Source organism: Dyadobacter chenwenxiniae, assembly GCF_022869785.1.
GTDB classification, from domain to species: domain Bacteria; phylum Bacteroidota; class Bacteroidia; order Cytophagales; family Spirosomataceae; genus Dyadobacter; species Dyadobacter chenwenxiniae.
In genome coordinates this window covers 2,310,930-2,329,461 of the sequence record NZ_CP094997.1, presented here as the reverse complement: position 1 = coordinate 2,329,461, position 18,532 = coordinate 2,310,930, and the positions used below count along the sequence as shown (strand labels likewise).

General features: G+C 47.6%; 16 protein-coding genes. 5 read left to right on the top strand and 11 right to left on the bottom strand.

Annotation, left to right across the window (positions count from 1 at the left end; all coding sequences use genetic code 11):
• The first annotated feature begins 4 nt into the window (after positions 1 to 4).
• The 3 genes from selD (at position 5) to MUK70_RS09600 (ending at position 2,206) form a co-directional block, all read left to right on the top strand.
• The gene (gene selD / locus MUK70_RS09610) at positions 5 to 1,045 is read left to right on the top strand and encodes a selenide, water dikinase SelD (RefSeq protein ID WP_234656389.1); all 1,041 of its coding nucleotides are present in this window, start codon (positions 5 to 7) and stop codon (positions 1,043 to 1,045) included.
• A 55-nt stretch (positions 1,046 to 1,100) separates the two neighbouring features.
• Complete coding sequence (locus tag MUK70_RS09605) at positions 1,101 to 1,541, top strand: rhodanese-like domain-containing protein (protein WP_234656390.1); 441 nt, start codon at positions 1,101 to 1,103, stop codon at positions 1,539 to 1,541.
• Between the two features lie 152 nt (positions 1,542 to 1,693).
• Positions 1,694 to 2,206, top strand: coding sequence for a TlpA family protein disulfide reductase (locus tag MUK70_RS09600; RefSeq protein ID WP_234656391.1), 513 nt, complete (start codon positions 1,694 to 1,696; stop codon positions 2,204 to 2,206).
• Here MUK70_RS09600 and MUK70_RS09595 read toward each other — a convergent pair whose 3' ends face one another.
• The 5 genes from MUK70_RS09595 to MUK70_RS09575 form a co-directional block, all read right to left on the bottom strand.
• Complete coding sequence (locus tag MUK70_RS09595) at positions 2,207 to 2,578, bottom strand: helix-turn-helix domain-containing protein (RefSeq protein WP_234606612.1); 372 nt, start codon at positions 2,576 to 2,578, stop codon at positions 2,207 to 2,209.
• Between the two features lie 18 nt (positions 2,579 to 2,596).
• Complete coding sequence (locus MUK70_RS09590; protein ID WP_234656392.1) at positions 2,597 to 2,890, bottom strand: type II toxin-antitoxin system HigB family toxin; 294 nt, start codon at positions 2,888 to 2,890, stop codon at positions 2,597 to 2,599.
• 101 nt (positions 2,891 to 2,991) lie between these two features.
• On the bottom strand, positions 2,992 to 3,453 hold the full coding sequence (locus tag MUK70_RS09585; protein ID WP_234656393.1) for a DoxX family protein: 462 nt from the start codon (positions 3,451 to 3,453) through the stop codon (positions 2,992 to 2,994).
• Positions 3,454 to 3,515: 62 nt separating this feature from the next.
• Positions 3,516 to 4,100 carry a Crp/Fnr family transcriptional regulator gene (locus MUK70_RS09580; protein ID WP_234656394.1) on the bottom strand — a complete coding sequence of 195 codons (585 nt, stop codon included), beginning with the start codon at positions 4,098 to 4,100 and terminating at the stop codon, positions 3,516 to 3,518.
• 4 nt (positions 4,101 to 4,104) lie between these two features.
• Positions 4,105 to 4,482, bottom strand: a complete 378-nt coding sequence (locus MUK70_RS09575) for a nuclear transport factor 2 family protein (protein ID WP_234606616.1) — start codon at positions 4,480 to 4,482, stop codon at positions 4,105 to 4,107.
• 75 nt (positions 4,483 to 4,557) lie between these two features.
• Here MUK70_RS09575 and MUK70_RS09570 point away from each other — a divergent pair, with 75 nt between their 5' ends.
• A complete protein-coding gene (locus tag MUK70_RS09570) occupies positions 4,558 to 5,886 on the top strand; it encodes a voltage-gated chloride channel family protein (RefSeq protein WP_234656395.1) in 1,329 nt (442 codons plus the stop codon).
• A 5-nt stretch (positions 5,887 to 5,891) separates the two neighbouring features.
• Here the strand turns inward: MUK70_RS09570 and MUK70_RS09565 are convergent, their stop codons facing one another.
• The 6 genes from MUK70_RS09565 to cobA form a co-directional block, all read right to left on the bottom strand.
• Positions 5,892 to 6,362, bottom strand: a complete 471-nt coding sequence (locus tag MUK70_RS09565) for a nitrate reductase associated protein (protein WP_234656396.1) — start codon at positions 6,360 to 6,362, stop codon at positions 5,892 to 5,894.
• Positions 6,359 to 7,837, bottom strand: a complete 1,479-nt coding sequence (locus MUK70_RS09560; protein ID WP_234656397.1) for a rubredoxin — start codon at positions 7,835 to 7,837, stop codon at positions 6,359 to 6,361. The genes MUK70_RS09565 and MUK70_RS09560 overlap by 4 nt, the downstream gene beginning before the upstream one ends.
• Before the next feature lie 6 nt (positions 7,838 to 7,843).
• Positions 7,844 to 11,362, bottom strand: a complete 3,519-nt coding sequence (locus tag MUK70_RS09555; protein ID WP_234656398.1) for a nitrate reductase — start codon at positions 11,360 to 11,362, stop codon at positions 7,844 to 7,846.
• An 858-nt stretch (positions 11,363 to 12,220) separates the two neighbouring features.
• Positions 12,221 to 13,528 carry an MFS transporter gene (locus MUK70_RS09550; RefSeq protein WP_234606621.1) on the bottom strand — a complete coding sequence of 436 codons (1,308 nt, stop codon included), beginning with the start codon at positions 13,526 to 13,528 and terminating at the stop codon, positions 12,221 to 12,223.
• A 37-nt stretch (positions 13,529 to 13,565) separates the two neighbouring features.
• Entirely contained in the window at positions 13,566 to 14,924 is a 1,359-nt protein-coding gene (locus MUK70_RS09545) for an alginate export family protein (RefSeq protein WP_234656399.1), read from the bottom strand.
• 32 nt (positions 14,925 to 14,956) lie between these two features.
• Positions 14,957 to 15,715 carry a uroporphyrinogen-III C-methyltransferase gene (gene cobA / locus MUK70_RS09540; protein ID WP_234656400.1) on the bottom strand — a complete coding sequence of 253 codons (759 nt, stop codon included), beginning with the start codon at positions 15,713 to 15,715 and terminating at the stop codon, positions 14,957 to 14,959.
• A 277-nt stretch (positions 15,716 to 15,992) separates the two neighbouring features.
• On the opposite strand from cobA, the gene nirB reads away from it, so the two are divergent.
• Entirely contained in the window at positions 15,993 to 18,509 is a 2,517-nt protein-coding gene (nirB, locus tag MUK70_RS09535) for a nitrite reductase large subunit NirB (protein ID WP_234656401.1), read from the top strand.
• Positions 18,510 to 18,532 lie beyond the last annotated feature (23 nt).

Genomic DNA, 18,532 nt, shown 5'->3' with positions numbered 1-18,532 from the left:
CCCCATGGACACAACAACTGTTAAACTAACGCAATATTCCCACGGAGCCGGCTGCGGCTGCAAGATCAGCCCGGCTATCCTGGACAAAATCCTGCATAGTCCCGTCATCGCACAAGCCGACCCGCGACTGCTCGTAGGGAACGATAAACGTGATGATGCGGCTGTTCTCGATCTCGGGAATGGCACTGCGCTCATTTCAACCACGGACTTTTTCATGCCCATTGTGGACGATGCCTACGATTTCGGTCGGATCGCGTCCGCAAATGCCATCAGTGATGTATATGCCATGGGTGGAAACCCGGTCCTTGCGATTGCAATCCTCGGCTGGCCTGTCGATAAGTTGGCGCCGGAGGTGGCACAGCGCGTGCTCGAAGGCGCGCGTGCCATCTGTGGCGAAGCAGGCATTACACTCGCAGGCGGACATAGTATCGACTGCCCCGAGCCCGTTTTCGGGCTGGCTGTTACCGGTCTGGTCAGCATCGGGCAGCTTAAACAGAACTCCACTGGGAAGGCAGGGTGCCGTTTGTATCTGACCAAAGCGCTGGGTGTGGGAATACTATCCACTGCACAGAAAAAGGGCCTTTTGCTAGACGCGGATGCTGAAATAGCGCTCAATAGCATGGTGAAACTGAACATCCTGGGCGAAACTTTCGCCCGAATGGATGGTGTGGAAGCCATGACGGATGTTACAGGTTTTGGGTTATTGGGCCACCTTGCCGAAATGTGTGAAGGAAGCGGCTTGTCAGCGGTTATTGAGTTTGAAAAAGTCCCCGTGATCGACTCGCTGCCCTATTATCTCGATAAGCAGTGCTTTCCGGGAGGAACCAGTAGAAATCTGGAAAGTTATGGGCATAAAGTGGGACCGCTTACCGACCGCCAAAAATATATTCTTGCCGATCCGCAGACCAGCGGCGGTTTGCTCGTTGCAGTAAGTGAGGAACATGCTGCGGATTTCGAAAGAACAATGGCCGTCTTAGGCAATAACTTGATATCTTTCGGCTGGCTGGAACCCGGGCACGACGGGCCGCTGATCACAGTACGATAAAATGAACCCGGTGCATATTCCGGTTTCTGATTTTTAAACCATTCAATGTAAAATAATGATGAAAAGCACTAAACAATTTCTACTGATTTTCTCCTTTATCCTGCTCTCACTCCATATCCAGGCTCAGACGAAAGAGGAGCCGTGGACGGAATCCCAACTCATGCCTACCAGTGAGCTGGCTGCGCTTATCGAAAATCCTGATGCTGCCAAACCGCTGATCATCAACATTGGCCCACAGGCGGTTATCAAAGGTTCGGTGGACGTGGGACCCGGAAAAGAAAAGGATAATATCAAGAAATTAGAAAAAATGCTTTCGAAGGAAAAGAAAGACCGGGAAGTGATTTTGTACTGCGGCTGCTGCCCGTTCGACAAGTGTCCTAACATCCGCCCGGCGTTCAGTTTGATCAAAGAAAAGGGTTTCGCAAAGGCCAAACTCCTGAATGTGCCTAAAAATATCAAGACAAACTGGATTGATGCGGGGTATCCGGTTAATTAGTGAGCAGGCGGCGTGCGCTGAATGAGCGGGCGCTGATGCGCTGAATGAGCGGGCGCCGTTGCGCTGAATGATTGAATGATTGAATGATTGAATGATTGAATGAGCGGGCGTCATGCGCTGAATGAGTTAAGGAGTTAGTTAATGTATTTACGATGTTGAAATTGACTGGGTTGGGTTTGGTTTTTGGATTGTTGGGCTGCTTGAATGCGGCGGCTCAGGGTAATGTGATTAAAATTGGGGGAAGAGCGCCGGAGATAGTGCTTCCTTCATTGATGGGCGATTCGATCGCACTCTCATCCCAAAAAGGGAAGGTTGTTCTGGTTGATTTTTGGGCGAGCTGGTGCGCGCCATGTGTAGAGGAGCAGCCGGAGCTCAAAAAGCTTTATAATCAATTCAACAAGTCGGGGAATGCTGAGAAAAAGTTCGAAATTTTCGGCGTTTCGCTGGACAGCAAGAAGCCAGCCTGGGAGAAAACAGTCCGTAAATACAAGATCAAATGGATCCAGGTCAGCGATCTGAAATTCTGGACATCCCCTGTCGCCAAAACCTACGAAATTGAAGCGCTCCCTTTTAATGTTTTACTGGATAAAAGCGGCACGATCGTAGGGGTGAACCTGCATGGCAAGGAACTTGAAAACGCGGTGACTGTGGAGCTGGCCAAGTAATCAGCGCAGTTCGTATTCATGCGTCAGTGCCTCCACCGGAATCCGCAGCAGCCTGCTGAATTTCCGGATCATAGTAAGCGATAAGGCTTGTTTGTAATTCAAGACCTTACTAACCGTTCCCTTATCGCCATATTCTTTCGCCAAATCAGCCGATTTATAACCAAAATCATCCATTCGGATTTTAATCAGCTCAATCGGGTCAACCTCCATCAGGTTCGCCCCAATTTTTTCATACTCAGAAATAAGGTGAACAAGCAAGCGTTTTTCCTTATGCGCATCACTATTTTTGGGAGCATTCTTCACTTCCTGATAACGAGCAAGCGCCAGCACATAATCGCCATCATTCTCGATCAAAAACCATTGTGTTTTCATTGATAGTTATATTAGGTATTAAACTGTTTCCGCATTGATCTGATCATATTCCGAATGTGTTCCCACGAACCTCACTTCGACAATTTGATCTTCATAGTCAACTTCAACAATAAGCCGGTACTTATTTCCTACGATTTTAAACCGGGCCCGTTTGTTACTGAGAATTTTCGCTCTCGGAAAGTCTTGTAAAACTTCACTGCTCTTTTGCCAATTCGCTTCCTCGACGACAGTTTTCCAAACGGACAAGCTCTTCCCCGAATCGGAATGATTCCTGGCAAAATCGGATATTTTGCGTAACTGAACGATAACCATGTTCCATAATGAGTTGAAGTTTTTTCATAATAGTTGGAACATGTTGGCATCACAAAAATACCCAAAAGTTGGTAAATAGCCAACTTTTGGGTAAATATTTTTCAATAGTTCAAATCCCGCACCGCGAAGAACCAGACCCAGGCGATGAAAAATAGTTGCAGCGGCACACGGAACCAGAGATAGCGCAGGCCTTCGCCATCGAAGGTGCCTTTTTCGTAGTTGAGATTTTTAATGGCGGCGTAGATGTTCGCGGGCAGGATCAGAATGAAGAAAACGATGATGATGATGCCGATTATTGGCCTGAACGCAGGGAGAAGCAGTGCTAAGCCCAGTATTATTTCCAAAACTCCAGTGAAATAAACGATTTCCTTCTTAAAGGGAATAAAATCCGGGATCATCATGGACATGCCTTTGGTAAACATAAAATGGCCGAGCGCTGTGAAGCAAAGCATAACACCCAAGGCAAGGTTACCGCTCAATGGCAGGTTCCAGTCTCTGGAAAATATTTTGGAAATGGTCGCAGTCAATGCGAATACGATGAGTAACAAGGCGAATGGTTTCATAGGTGGCCAATTTTGATTTATACAAAATTCCAAAATGAAACCAAGCGGGGAAATGATGTATGTTAGTTTCGTGCGAACGCCTTCCTGATCCGGCTCAAACTTTCAGGCTGGATGCCTAAAAAAGAAGAAAGATGCTTCACTGAAATTTCCTGAACCAACCTTGGATTGCGCTGCATCAAATTCGCGTATCGCTCCTCGGCCGTAAGTGAAAGTAAGTCCATTTCTTTGCGTAACCGCTTAGTGTACTGATACTCGGCAATCAGGCGCCCGGTTCTTTCACCATTATGGAAGCTTCGGTAAAAGTTTTGCAAATCAGCATGGGAAATGGCAACTGCTTCCGTGTCTTCCAGCAATTCGATGGTTACAGAGCTGGGTTCGCGCGTGATAAAGGAATAGTAAGCCGTCACAAAATCACATTCAAATTGGAAATCAACAGTGAACTCTTTGCCATCATGTAAAAAGTAATTGCGCGTTGCCCCGCTGTTCAAGAAGTATATGAAATTCTCAACCTGTCCCTGGGATATCAGGAATGCACCTTTCTTGTAATGTTTGACAGCCAATTTAGAAGAAAACGCCTCCCATTCATCCTGGGGCAAAGGCGAAATTTGCTGAATGGCTTGTTTGATTTTTTGTAGATGTACTGTCATCGAATCAACTGATGTCCGTTAGACGGACGATCTTGTTTTCAGAAAATTCAAAGACAGACTTGCCAACCATGTCAAGCTCGTCTCCTTTTTTCAGGCCGTTTGGCAAATCCATCGCCAGTACTGCATAATATTCGATCTCGATTTCCGACCAGTTTTCGTTGTGGATGAACTTGTTGATCGTCTGCTGCCGGGATGAAAACAGGTCCACCGCCTGCTCGGCCTGGTTTCTAAACTCTTCAATGCCGTTGAGCTCCATCGTCACTTCGTCATTCACCATATTTTCAAAAACAATGTTCTCATCAAAGTCGGCGACCATTCCGTCCACATCGAAGTTGTTGTAAGCAGTTACATAATTTGTAATAATTATTTCCCGATCTTTCATAGCATTGTAAATTGATTCGTCCAGAGAGCCATAAATATACCAAATTCACTCATTCACTAATTCAGTCATTCAAAATTGTCCCCTGACCGCTTTCGCCTCCCCAAAAACTTCGTTCCGCTTTTCCGACGCTTCCCCATTATTTTCTACACGGGAAAATGGCTCGTGATCGCTAGTCTGATCGGCGTGCTTACAGGCTCGGCTTCGGCGCTGTTTCTGGTTTCGCTGGACTGGGCCACGAATTTTCGGGAGGCCCACAGGTGGATCATTGCATTGCTGCCGGTTGCAGGATTTTTAATCGGTTGCATGTATCATTATGGGGGAAAGGACGTGGAAGCTGGCAACAATCTTTTGCTGGAAAACATCCATCGCCCGTCGACCATTATTCCACTGAAAATGGCCCCATTCATTCTAATTGGCACCATAGCTACGCATTTGTTCGGCGGTTCGGCGGGTAGGGAAGGCACGGCCTTGCAAATCGGCGGGTCCATTGCCGATCAGTTTACAAACCTTTTCAGGCTTCGCCCGCGCGACAGAAAACTGGTCATAATCGCAGGCATAGCAGCTGGTTTTGGCTCCGTTTTCGGGACGCCGCTGGCCGGGGCGATATTTGCAATTGAGGTTATTCTGATCGGCAGATTGCGTTACGATGCATTGCTACCTGCATTCATTGCATCCGTGGTTGCTGATCTGACTACCAGGGCATGGCAAGTGGGACATACGCATTATCACATTCCGTTTGTTCCGGAAATATCACCGCTGAATTTGCTATGCGCGGTTCTGGCCGGGTGTATTTTTGGAATTTGTTCCATCGTATTCACTTCACTGACGCATTATTTGGGAAGTGTTTTCAAAGCGCGAGTAAGTTTCCCGCCGTTAAGGCCGGTTATCGGCGGCGTTATTGTAGTGCTGGCTGTGTTTGGAACCGGAACGACGCGTTACATCGGATTGGGCATTCCCGTCATTTTGGAGTCCTTTTCCGAGCCATTGCCAGCGTATGATTTTGCATTAAAAATCCTTTTCACCGCAGTTACCCTCGGCGCAGCATTCAAAGGCGGAGAAGTGACGCCATTGTTCTTTATAGGAGCAACATTAGGCAGTTTTCTTTCTTATTTTATTCCCTTACCAACAGCTTTACTGGTCGGAATGGGCTTTGTGGCCGTTTTCGCAGGTGCCGCCAACACACCGCTCGCCTGCACGATCATGGCGATTGAGCTGTTTGGAGCTTCTTGTGGTGTTTATGTCGCACTCGCCTGCGTGGTCGCGTATTTTTTCTCGGGCCATCGCGGGATTTATGGTTCGCAACGTGTCGGGCAGCCTAAACATTTGCTATATGGCCGGCATGCCGATAAAAGACTTTCGGATCTGCGTGCCGAAGTCAAAAAGCGGGATTGGAGAAAGCGTTAGATTGATCACATTAAGCCGAACTCGCTGCATGCAATCGGGAAATTGCTTCCTTCGTGACCCGACCGACCCAGCTTTACCAGTGCAAATCTCTGGAGCGTTTCCAGGTTTCTCCACTGTTCCGTCGTCAGTTGCGGGCAAGCAAATTCGCTCGCTTTTTCTTTCACTTCCGCCGGAATTTCCTGCGTTTCATTCCAGCTATCCGCAATTTGTTTTAAAACCGATGGATATTGGCCGGTGTATTTCCAAACCAGCGCATTCACATAACGGCCATATGCCTCTATTTCATCGGGAAATTGACAAGGCAGATCGGCTAATTGTTCCTTTTCCTCAAAACTCAGTTTAGCCCAATCAGCCAGCTGCAATTTGATCCGGCATGAATCCAGTTTGTATCTCACAATCATGGGGATACAGCGCAGGTTGTTTACGAAATCATTTTCAAATTGAAAATATTGGGTTCGGATATCAAGAATTGTCATGACACTGGAAGTTCTGATAATGTTGATTTGTTCAATTCTGTCGCGGTCATCTCGGTTTTGCTGGCGTCGCAGGTTGGACAGCAATATGTTTCGGGTAAATCCTCAAATGCTGTTCCGGGTGCTATGTTTTGTGCTGCATCACCATATTCCGGGTCGTAAACGGTCAGGCAATCGGGACATTGATAAATGAGCGCTACGATTTTGATAGCCAACTTCGCATCATCCGTTTCTGGCGGCGCCACTTTGAAGTGCTCTCTGGAACGCTGATTATTAAATCTTCTGCAAAGTTTTTCCAACTGGGCAGCAACATGAATTTTGTATAAACCCTTTTCAAAAAGCAGCTGCGTGCGGCTGTTTGGATTAAAATTTTCTGTATAATAAATGTCGTAAACATGAAACATGGCCAACTCACCCATCCGCAACAAAGGCCGTTTTTTAATCAAAACACTTCCAAAAACTTCCGATTTTGCCTTGGTTTGTATGCCAAAACAAAGTCCGAAAGTGCGCATATCGTGTTTATCAAAATAATGGATAAGGTCATTTTTCAAACTTGCGCCGTCCTCATTATGGTCCTCCGTTTGCCAAGCCAGCTCATTCGCCGCGTGCCGCACATTGATGTTGTGTTTGCCGAGAATGTTGCTCCAGTCGGTTCTGTGATGATCTTCTATTCCCTTAATTACCAGTGATTTCCATGGTGTAATGCAAATTTCGCCGATGCGTGTTTTGAGGCATAATGCGCAAACATCGAGCAAAAATTCAATAGGAAACAGCTCGTCGCGGCGATACAAGCCAAGCCATGTTCTGGATTCATAACGGTTGAAACCTTCATAGTAGGGAAGCGAAAATGATGGCAATTCGAGATCCGATGACGCAGGTTGCGAGACATAGCGAATCTTCTTTTTTACCAAATCATACAAACTCTCTTCCTCACAGTGATCACCCGAAAGCATGCAGTCTTCAATCACTTTTGCCAGCCGGCCGATTTCGTTCGTGTACACCAGATCATTCCATTTATAAACCGTATTCGTCTGTTTGTTACGCACATACAAATACCAGAAATGCGGTTCGGGCGAGGAAATGAAATTCAGATTGCCCGTAAAAAACGGCGTAAAGCTCTGGTTAGAATCCGAAATGTTGATTTTCAATGCAGGGTCGTAATCAAAGGTGTCCAGCACCGAGTGATATTCATTCGCATTCAACCATTGTCCCGTCCTGAAAACTTCCTCTCCACAATAGGAACTCACAATGTTAGGCTGCCGGTCTGTGTTCATTTCGTAGAATATCCCGCTCTTTTTCAGGTCTTTTTCCAAAAAGCGCATATCCTCATAAAACACGGACATCAGTAACTGCTGCCGCGATCCGAAGCGCACTTTACGCACATTCGCATGCCAGGCTGCGGTCAGAATGTCTTTTAAATAACCCGGCGAGGCAATCCCGCCCGGGAGATTGATTTTTACATTATAATAGTCTCTCATGATCGCCTAAACTAATGTTGCTTCCACCGCTTTTTCCAAAATACTTCGCACTTCCGGCCTGCACGAGCCGCAACCTGTTCCGGCGCCTGTGCGCTGGCATAACGTTTGGAAATCACTGCACCCGCCCGCAATGGCGCGTTCCAGGTTCCCCTGGCCGACATTGTTGCAGGAGCACACCAATTTTCCCTCCAAAGGCTCCGCTTTCTGGCTGGCCCTCAATAATTGCAGGCGTTTCTCTGAAAGTTCTATCGAATTGGAAATCAGGTCTCTATATTCCAAAAACTCGTTTTTGTCCCCGATTAATATCGCACCCACCAGCTTATCCCGGTGTACAATGCACTTCTTATAATAACGCTTGGATTTATCTATAAAAACAATCTGCTCGTAAGCCGGATCATGATTAGGAACGTCTGTCAGGCCAATGCTGCAAAGCTGTAGCCCTTCCATTTTCAGGATGTTCATGGACGTGCTGCCTTTATAAGGCTGCGAGATATCACCTGCCATATACTTTGCAATGACTTCGGCTTGCTGTTCGGCTGCGAGGGTGATGCCCCACATTTGTCCGTTCCATTCGGCGATTTCACCTGCTGCATAAATGTCCGGGTCGGAAGTTTGCAAATAGTCATTCACCACAACGCCGCGTTTGCAATCCAGTCCGGCATGCTGCGCAAGTTCAATTACTGGCACAGTGCCAATCGCCAAAACCACCACATCACACTGGATTTTACGGCCGGATTTCAACCTAATTCCCTCCACCTTTTCCTGGCCGCTGAATGTGGCGACCTCATCGTTGAAATAAGTTTCAATCCCACGATCCATCAATTCCTGATAAAGCAATTCGCTCGCAAGCGGGTCAAGCTGGCGTTCCATAAAACGGCCGCTGCGCTGGATAACGCTTACCTTTACATGCATTTCACGGAAAGACGCCGCGAGTTCCAGGCCCAAGATCCCGCCGCCTACAATCACAGCGTGTGGCTCAGGTTGTTTCAAAAACGGCAACAGCGAATCCGCATCCAGACGCGAGCGCATATTGAAAATGCCCGGCAGATCCGGCACGCCTTTGGGCATAAAAGCCTTGCTGCCCATGCCCAAAATCAGCTTGTCGTAAGTGTGTTCCTGCCCGATGCTATCGACAACGGTTTTGTTTTTCCTGTCAATATGAACTATGGAAGTGCCTTTATGCACTTTAATGTTGTTTTCCTCGAACTGATCCTCCCGCAACTTCACCAGTTGCTCCCAATGCTGCGCGCCGCTGATGTAGTCCGGAAGCATTACCCGATTGTAGAACGGATAAATTTCTTTTGAAAAAACATGAATTTCATCCTCCTGATTTAAAGCACGATAGGAGTTTATGAACCCCAGTCCAGCCGAACCAGCGCCTATGATGATGATCTTTTCAACGGGTTTTTTATACAAAGAAACCTGCACTGCGGAGAATTTGAAATCGGGTTCTTTGGATTTCGGGTCCACCAGATTGTTAGTCAGGTTATTCGCCCGAGCAAGGTTACTACCGAGGATTTTGCCCCAATGCATGGGCAAAAAGCAAAGTCCCGGTCTGACGTCCTCGGTTATGTTGACCTTCACCCGCACTTCGCCGCGGCGGCTTTGGATTACGGCTAATTGTCCTTCTCTGATGTTGCGATGCTCCGCGTCTTCTGGATGAAGTTGTAAAAAAGGTTGGGGTGTGTGTTGGTTTAATTTCGCTACGCGGCCGGTTTTGGTCATAGTATGCCATTGGTCGCGTATTCTGCCGTTGGTTAAAACCAACGGGTAGGTTTCGCTTGTGGGTTCGGAGTGGTTTTCGTCGGGGACGGCGTGGATTTGGGCTCTTTTGTTTTTTGTGTGAAATTGGTGGTCTGTGAAAAGCCGTTTTGTGCCGGTTATTGGGGTTTTATTGTTTTCAAAGGATGTGGTAAGGGGCCATTGGATGCTTCTGTTGGTTTTTAGAAGTTGGTAATTAACGCCGGTTACGTCAATGGTCGTCCCGGCTGTGCAGGCGGTGTATTCGTCGTAAACTTCGGAAGTGTTTTTGTAATCAAATGAATCTCCGAAGCCCATTTTGGCGGCAAAACGCCAGATGATTTCTGCGTCCGGCAACGCTTCTCCGGGTGCGTCGATGGCTTTGGGTAAATGCGTGATACGTCTTTCTGCATTGGTCATTGTGCCTTCTTTTTCCAGCCACGCCGCCGCCGGAAGCACCACATCAGCAAACTTCACCGTATCCGCCCGATTCGAAACATCCTGAACCACCACAAACCGCGACTTGTTCAGCGCGGCTTCGGCAACATTGATGTCCGGCATACTCACCAGTGGGTTCGTATTAATGATCCAGATGGCTTTTAATTTATCGTCTGCCAGCGCTTCGAACATTTCCGTGGCGGTGAGGCCGGGCTTGTTCGCGATTTTTACCGGCGTATTCCAAAATTCCTCCATTTCGGCGCGATGCGAGGCATTAATTACTTCGCGGTGGCCGGGAAGAATGTTCGCCAGCCCGCCCGTTTCGCGTCCGCCCATGGCATTGGGCTGTCCGGTCAGTGAAAAAGGTCCGTTGCCCGGTTTACCAATTTTTCCTGTGATCAAATGCAGGTTAATGAGCGAAAGATTTTTATTCACCCCGATCACCGACTGATTGAGTCCCATTGTCCAGAACGACAAAAATCCCTTACACTGACCGATCCATTCTGCTGCGGTGTAAATGTCGGCGGCGTCGATTCCACAAAGCTCAGCTGCTTCCGCAACCGTCCTTTGCATTACTTTTTCTTGAAAGTCCGGAAATCCGTCCGTGTGCGCGGCAATGAACTGCTGGTCAATGTAATTTTTTTCAATTAATATCCTTCCAATAGCATTATTGAGCACAATGTCAGTGCCCGGCGCTATCTGCAAATGCAGGTCGGAGGAGCGGGAGGTGTCTGTTTTTCTGGGATCAACGCAGATGATTTTGACATCAGGATTGGCGGCCTTATGTGCTTCGACGCGCCGCCAGATAATGGGATGGCACCAGGCAGGATTCGCACCGGTTACAAAGATCACATCGGCCGCCTCGATGTCGTCGTAGCAAACCGGCACGCTGTCCTCGCCCAGTGCCAGCTTGTAACCCACCACAGCCGAGCTCATGCAAAGCCGCGAGTTGGTATCAATGTTATTGGATCCTATAAAGCCCTTAATGAGCTTGTTAACGAGATAATATTCTTCCGTAAGGCATTGTCCGGACACGTAAAACGCAACAGAATCCGGCCCGAACTTTTTGATCAAAGTCTTAAAAACCGCCGCCGTCCGCTCCAAAGCATCATCCCAATTCACGCGTTGCATAGGCATCGAGCGGTTGAGCCGCATTTGCGGATAGAGCAGCCGGTCCGACTGATCCATCACCGTATAATGCAGGTTCATGCCCTTGGAGCACAACATCCCCATGTTGGAAGGGTGCTCCTTATCACCCTCCAAGCTCAGTTGCCCGTTCCCCTCCTTCGTAACCACAACCCCGCAGCCCACGCCACAGTAACAGCAAGTTGATTTGAATGTTTTCATAGGTTGATGATATTAAGCCAAATTGCGGCAGTTATATTGGTCTCAAGTGCAAAGCCCGGCCCCAGCGGGGCCTCCTTTTTCTAAAAAATGCGCAACCGACAAAAACCCCAACGCCACATCCAAGCAGCCCGCCAAAGTCCCTTTAGGGATTTAGGGCAAAGGCGCATCCAAAACCACCAAGTTGCAGCGGGGCGTCGCGGTGGGTTTGGGCGTTTTTCTGTTTAACCCCCAACCCCCTGGAAGGGGGCTTTTGTTTTTCGCTTGCAATATTTTTTTTGTGACTTGCAAAGTCTGAGAATATAGCATTCGGGTAAACTGCCCGGCCCCAGCGGGGCCTCCTTTTTCTAGAACATACGCAACCAACAAAAAACCCAACGCCACATCCAAGCAGCCCGCAAAAGTCCCTTTAGGGATTTAGGGCAAAAGCGCATCCAAAACCACCAAGTTGCAACGGGGCATCGGGGTGGGGTTGGGCGTTTTTCCGTTTAACCCCCAACCCCCTGGAAGGGGGCTTTTGTATATGGCTGGTAATGTTGTTTTTGTGTTTTGCAAAGTATGAGACCATAGCGTTCAGGTAAATCGCCCGGCCCCAGCGGGGCCTCCTTTTTCTAGAACATACGCAACCAACAAAATCCCCAAACGCCACATCCTAGCAGCCCGCAAAAGTCCCTTTAGGGATTTAGGGCAAAAGCGCATCCAAAACCACCAAGTTGCAACGGGGCATCGGGGTGGGGTTGGGCGTTTAACCCCCAACCCCCTGGAAGGGGGGCTTTTGTTTTTGGCTTGTGATATTTTTTTTGTGATTTGCAAAGTCTGAGACCATAGCATTCGGGTAAATTTTCGGACTCGCTGCGCTTTCTATGCCTCCGCTGGTTCCAGCGCGCCTTCGGCAACCAAGCTTCTCGTTTTATCAAAATTAATCAGCGCAACAACAGCTGCAATACACGCGATCGCTACCCCGATGTACATGAATGCCTGTGAGTAAGTGATTTCACTTGATTTGAACAGAAATCCTGCCAGAACCGCTCCAACATTGCCTCCCGCACCCACAATCCCACTCACGGAACCGATCGCTTTTGGATTGATGAATGGCACCATCGCATAAGTAACGCCATTGGCCATCTTCAAAAACATCGCGAAGCACAACATGGTAACCACCGCTGCAACAATGCTGCCGCTCTGGGCAAACAATGCAATGCCGATTCCTTCACAAGCCAGCAGAAGCGCGAGCAGTTTGCCTTTGCCGATCATTCCATATTTGTTACCTACTTTATCAGCCACAATTCCGCCGACTGCCCTTGCAAAAATATTCATAAAACCAAATGCACCCGCCAGGATCCCAGCCGTAGCAAGCGAAGTTTCGAAGTTTTCAAAAAAGTAAAGTGCGGCAACATTATCAAAGGTGATTTCTATTCCAAAACATGCGCCATAAGCCAGGAAAAGCGCCCAGGTTCTTGGATCTTTCATGGCCAGTTTAAGCGTTCCTTTTGTTTTAACTGCCTTTGCATTCGCAATTTCCAGATCTTCAAAGTTTCCGGCCGGGGTGTCTTTGGTGAAACGATAATAGACAAATGCGAAAATGAAAAGAAATACACCCGGGAAAATCATGGCAATTCTCCATGCGGATTCCGGCAGGTAGCCCATTCCTACAATTCCTGCGAAAACCAATGGCATAACCATGTTTGTGATACCGCCGCCCAGGTTTCCCCAGCCGCCAGCCACCGCATTGGCCGTGCCCACGATCTTTTTATCGAACATGACAGAAGTGTGGTATTGTGTGATCACAAATGAAGCGCCGATCACGCCGATTGCCAGACGGAACAGCAAAAAACCTTCATAGGAATGCACCAGGCCAACGGTCATCACCGGAATGGAACAGATTCCCATTAATGCCGCATAGGTTTTTCTCGGCCCCCAGGAGTCGCATAGTTTTCCAATTGCAATGCGCGCCACAACGGTTGCGGCAACGGAAGCGATGATGATGTTTCCGATCTGGCCTTTGGTTAAGCCCAGATCCGTTTTAACAATAGTCATCAACGGCGCCAAGCCGAACCAGCCGAAAAAGCAGAGGAAAAAGGCCATCCACGTAAGGTGGAAAGTGCGCATTTGTACGCCTTTGAAACTGAAAATATTCAACTTTTCAAGCGGCTTATTGGTTGTTTCCATAGTAATAAGAGTTTTGATATGATGTTGTAGGAAATGCTTATTTCAAAAATTCAGGCTTGATATTGATCATCAGATAAGCCCAGTTGGCCATTTTCTGCGGATCTTTAACTGCTTTGACCTGCGCCAGACTGTTCGTCGGCAGGAATGTGCAGTAACCGCCCTGAAAGCTGATGGTTTTGGTCAGATTGTAAGTGGCAATGATGTCAAGCTCTTCTCCAAAATTGGCCGACAGCTTTTCGTCTTTCGCATTCCGAATGCTGGCAGCGCTTGAAAATTGGTGCAGATCAATGGCTATGGACAGCTTTTCAGTTGCTTTGATCACGCTGTTGATATAAAAATCCGCTAGTCCGCCTTTGCCGAAGCCATTGGCTGCATAGAAGTAATCCATTTGTCCCCAAAACTTGTGCGGGGTGCCATATAGCGGATCAAAAGTGCTGTTTTTGCGTGAACCGTTCGTTGATCCGGAAGTGTAATCAAAACCTGGCCCGATGGAAAAAACCCGGCTGACTCCATACATTCCCTTTACCGAATACATGTAAGCGTTCAGCGATTTGCCATCCTTATCTTTGCCCGCCTGATAATACGCGCTGGCTGTCAGGTTCCAGGCTTTTCCAAGTTTGGTTTGCAGATAAGGCCCGAAAGTAACGCGCTTATTTGTGCCATTTTTAATAGTTCTGACGCCCGCTGTATCCAAAGCATACTTTTGAAAATCGTCTATCAGAATCAGGAAAGAAGCATTTCCCTGTTTTAGTTTCTTGCCTAAATAAGCGAACTGCATGGATTTATACATAGTGCCGATGCCATTTGTCCCGGCTGCATAACCATTGGGAACGCCATCATATAAAGTGCCTGTCCTAAGCTCACGGTTTTGGTTATACGCAACACCAATATGTGCAGTGAGACCCTTGAAACCGTATTTTAACAATGCTGCATCATGCCGGCGAGCTTGTTGGAGCCAATCCAGGTTTCCCAGCAGTCGGCTGTCGTCGTAAAGCAATTCCTGACGCCCGATCTTCAATGCAAACTCTTTTCCCAGCTTCGTCTGGTTTGTGTCTAGTAAGCTGATTTCTCCCCAAGCTTCATGCAACATCAGGCCATTAAGCGCCGGATTGGTAATGCGGTTGTTCGTCGAAGCATCCTGTCCCCAAACCCTAACATCCTGAACAGCAACAAAAAACTGCGTTCTGTAACCCTTGTAACCTGCATTAAGCCTTGTTCTTTGGGAAGTAAAAAACGCAGCCTTGTCCGATTTCGATAATGGTGAACCCTGGCCGTGTAGCAATTCCGAGCGTGTCCGCAACTGGCCCGAAAGGCTGAACTGCGCACTGGCATTGTGCGAACCAAGCAGACAAAAACCCGCTGCAACCAGCAATAAGAGGTAGAAATTAGATTTCATGGAGTGAAAGGTTAGTTGTGTAAGCCGTTATTTCAGGAAACCAATTGCATGCTTTGCAAATATTCCATCGCATAGGACGGATGCAAAGCCACCACATCGCCCATGATCATGATGGCGGGCGTGCCAATGTTGTTCTCTTTCACGAGGCGCGGGATCTCCCAAACCTGTCCCATCACGCTTTTTTCATCGGGGCGCGTGCCGTTTTGGATCACCGCCATCGGCAAATGTCCGCGCCCGAAGTGTTTGTATAGTGCACATACCTCATTCACTTTGCTCAATCCCATCAAAACAATCACCGTTGCTTTCGACTGGGCTGCAAGTCGCAGGTCCTCTGAAAGTTCGCCATTTTGCGTCGTGCCGGTTATCACCCAAAAACTTTCACTCACACCGCGGCGCGTCACCGGAATTTCCATCGAAGCCGGGACTGCTATGCAGCTTGAAACGCCGGGCACCACTTCGCAGGCAACGCCATGATCTCTTGCATATTCCATTTCTTCATGTCCGCGACCAAATACGAACGAGTCGCCACCTTTCAACCTCACTACATGTCCGCGCTTGCGGGCCAGTCGAACGATTAGTCCGTTAATCTCTTCCTGCGAGAATGAAGGGTTTCCGACCTTTTTTCCAACATACATTTTCAAAGCATGGGGCGGGGCGAAATCCAAAATCTCCACATTGGCCAGCTCATCATAAAGGACTACATCTGCTTCTCTGATTGCCCTGATCCCTTTCAGCGTGATCAATTCTCCGTTGCCAGGTCCGGCGCCCACAAGTGTCAGTTTTGCTTCCATCTCTTATATATATAATAGAGTGAATATTGGAAATGTTCTATATATAGTATTTTGTAACTATATCATTTACTGGTTCAAAATTAAGGGCAATATTTTATAAAACAATGCTTTTGCCAATATTTATGTTTCATTTCGACTATAATTGCGAATATAAAATTAGGAAATTGATTAAATGCGATTTAAGTTTGTTCAACAAAAGAGGAGTAAAAAATAGCTTTATATTAAAATAATACAACATAATAATAATGTTTTCACAAATTAATAGTTACTATTTACTATGAATCCAATATCAAACACCCATATTGTTGTGATAGGCAATGGTATGGTAGGCTACAAATTCTGTGAAAAGTTGCTCGCCAAGAAAAAAAATGATCAGCAAATCACCCTCACTGTTTTCGGCGAAGAGCCACGTGTGGCATATGACCGGGTGCATTTGAGCGAATATTTTGCAGGCAAAACGGCGGATGACCTTACATTGGCAAGTGCAGACTGGTATACAGACAACGGGATCAGGCTATTCCTGTCTGATCCCGTTGTTGACATAGACCGTGAAGAAAAGTTGGTAAGATCACATCATGGCCATATAGTTCATTATGACTATCTGATCATGGCAACAGGCTCGGGAGCCTTTGTTCCGGCCATTCCAGGCGTGGAAAAAGACGGAGTGTTTGTATACAGGACTATTGAAGATCTGGAACTGATCCAGTCCTATGCTCGCAAAGCGAAAAAAGGTGCGGTGCTGGGCGGGGGACTGCTGGGCCTGGAAGCGGCGAAAGCATTACTGGACCTGGGTTTACAGGAAGCGCACGTGGTAGAATTCGCTTCGCGCCTTATGCCAAGGCAAATCGATGAAGCCGGTTCCCGGATTCTTCAAAACCAATTGGAATCACTTGGATTACAAATACATCTTGCCAAAAGCACGCAGGAAATTGTAGGCGGCGATTGCATCGAAGGCATGCAGTTCAATGATAACAGCCTGCTGGACGTGGATATGCTGGTGATTTCCGCCGGAATTCGACCACGTGATGAGCTGGCCAAAATTGCTGGACTTGAAACGCATCCGAGAGGCGGCATCGTGGTTAATAACCAGCTGCAAACTTCCGATCCCAGCATTTTTGCAATCGGCGAATGTGCGTTGGCACATCATATGATTTACGGGCTCATCGCACCGGGCTATGAAATGGCCGAAGTGGTGGCAACATTGTTATTGGGCGGAGAAAAGGAGTTTTTGCCTTTCGATATGTCTACGAAATTGAAGCTGATCGGAACGGATGTCGCGAGTTTCGGCGATCCGTTTATCGAAGAGCCTGCATGCAAAACCATTCGCTACGAGAACAAAGCAAAAGGCGTTTATAAAAGAATTAATGTTAGCCAGGACGGCAAAACACTACTGGGCGGCATTCTCGTTGGAGATGCAGAACAATATAATATGCTTCTGCAAACGTGTAAAAGCAAAACGATTCTGCCACCAGACTCAGAGGACCTGATCCTCGGTTCACGTGGGGGAGAAGAGGCCGGAGCAGGTGTGATGAGCTTCCCGGACGACGCACTGATCTGCTCGTGCGAGGCGGTTACCAAAGGGATGATCTGCCAGGAAGTAAGCGAAAAGGGCAACCACACAATAGACGCTCTGAAAAAATCCTGTAAGGCCGGGACAGGCTGCGGCGGCTGCGTGCCCATGGTGAAGGATATTATTTCCGGCGTCATGAAGCAAAATGGCATTTATGTGCGCAATGTCGTGTGCGAACATTTTGATTATTCCAGACAAGAATTGCTGGATCTGGTCAAAATGAATGGTGCGAAAACTTATGGCGCTGTGCTGGACGAATTCGGGAAAGGCGATGGTTGTGAGGTCTGCAAGCCACTGGTTGCCTCGTTACTGGCCAGTTTGTGGAACGAGAGTATTTTGCAAAAAGACCGTGCAACGATACAGGATTCCAACGACCGTTACCTGGCGAACATTCAAAAAGGAGGAACATATTCGGTTGTGCCAAGGATTCCAGGCGGAGAGATCACGCCTGAAAAGCTGATCATTATCGGTCAGGTGGCGCAACAATATAATTTGTATACCAAAATCACAGGCGGCCAGCGCATTGACTTGTTCGGCGCGCATTTGAATGATCTTCCGGATATCTGGGAGCAGTTGATTGATGCCGGATTTGAAAGTGGTCATGCTTATGGAAAATCATTAAGAACTGTAAAAAGCTGCGTAGGATCAACCTGGTGCCGGTTTGGGGTGCAGGATTCGGTGACATTTGCGATTGAAGTGGAAGATCGTTACAAAGGTTTGCGCTCGCCGCACAAGTTAAAATCGGCGGTCTCGGGTTGTGTGCGGGAATGTGCGGAGGCACAAAGCAAGGATTTTGGGATCATTGCAACCGAAAAAGGCTGGAATTTATACGTCTGCGGAAACGGAGGCTCCAAACCGCAACACGCCCAATTGCTCGCGACGGACGTGGACAAAGAAACCTGCTTGAAGCTAATCGACAGATTTTTAATGTTTTATATTAAAACCGCTGACCCGTTAACCCGAACGGCAACCTGGCTGAACAAGATGGAAGGCGGCATGTCTTACCTGAAAGCGGTGATCGTGGATGATGTGCTGGGCATCGCGGCGGAACTGGAATATGATATGCAGAAGCTCATTGATGTGTATCAATGCGAATGGAAAGAAGTGGTGCAAAATCCTGAATTAAGAAAACGCTTCTCACACTTCGTGAACGCACCTGTGAAGGACCCATCCATCGCTTTTGAAACCATGAGAGATCAAAAAAGAGCCAAGGAATGGGCTTAAATCTTTTAAAAATGACAGAGATT

Bases quoted from the DNA above. Each gene is read 5' to 3' on its own strand.
- MUK70_RS09580 (WP_234656394.1), bottom strand. From the start codon at position 4,100: ATGACAGTACATCTACAAAAAATCAAACAAGCCATTCAGCAAATTTCG.
- MUK70_RS09590 (WP_234656392.1), bottom strand. From the start codon at position 2,890: ATGGTTATCGTTCAGTTACGCAAAATATCCGATTTTGCCAGGAATCAT.
- MUK70_RS09575 (WP_234606616.1), bottom strand. From the start codon at position 4,482: ATGAAAGATCGGGAAATAATTATTACAAATTATGTAACTGCTTACAAC.
- MUK70_RS09560 (WP_234656397.1), bottom strand. From the start codon at position 7,837: ATGAGAGACTATTATAATGTAAAAATCAATCTCCCGGGCGGGATTGCC.
- MUK70_RS09545 (WP_234656399.1), bottom strand. From the start codon at position 14,924: ATGAAATCTAATTTCTACCTCTTATTGCTGGTTGCAGCGGGTTTTTGT.
- cobA (WP_234656400.1), bottom strand. From the start codon at position 15,715: ATGGAAGCAAAACTGACACTTGTGGGCGCCGGACCTGGCAACGGAGAA.
- selD (WP_234656389.1), top strand. From the start codon at position 5: ATGGACACAACAACTGTTAAACTAACGCAATATTCCCACGGAGCCGGC.
- MUK70_RS09555 (WP_234656398.1), bottom strand. From the start codon at position 11,362: ATGAAAACATTCAAATCAACTTGCTGTTACTGTGGCGTGGGCTGCGGG.
- MUK70_RS09565 (WP_234656396.1), bottom strand. From the start codon at position 6,362: ATGACAATTCTTGATATCCGAACCCAATATTTTCAATTTGAAAATGAT.
- MUK70_RS09600 (WP_234656391.1), top strand. From the start codon at position 1,694: ATGTTGAAATTGACTGGGTTGGGTTTGGTTTTTGGATTGTTGGGCTGC.
- MUK70_RS09550 (WP_234606621.1), bottom strand. From the start codon at position 13,528: ATGGAAACAACCAATAAGCCGCTTGAAAAGTTGAATATTTTCAGTTTC.
- MUK70_RS09585 (WP_234656393.1), bottom strand. From the start codon at position 3,453: ATGAAACCATTCGCCTTGTTACTCATCGTATTCGCATTGACTGCGACC.
- MUK70_RS09605 (WP_234656390.1), top strand. From the start codon at position 1,101: ATGATGAAAAGCACTAAACAATTTCTACTGATTTTCTCCTTTATCCTG.
- MUK70_RS09595 (WP_234606612.1), bottom strand. From the start codon at position 2,578: ATGAAAACACAATGGTTTTTGATCGAGAATGATGGCGATTATGTGCTG.
- nirB (WP_234656401.1), top strand. From the start codon at position 15,993: ATGAATCCAATATCAAACACCCATATTGTTGTGATAGGCAATGGTATG.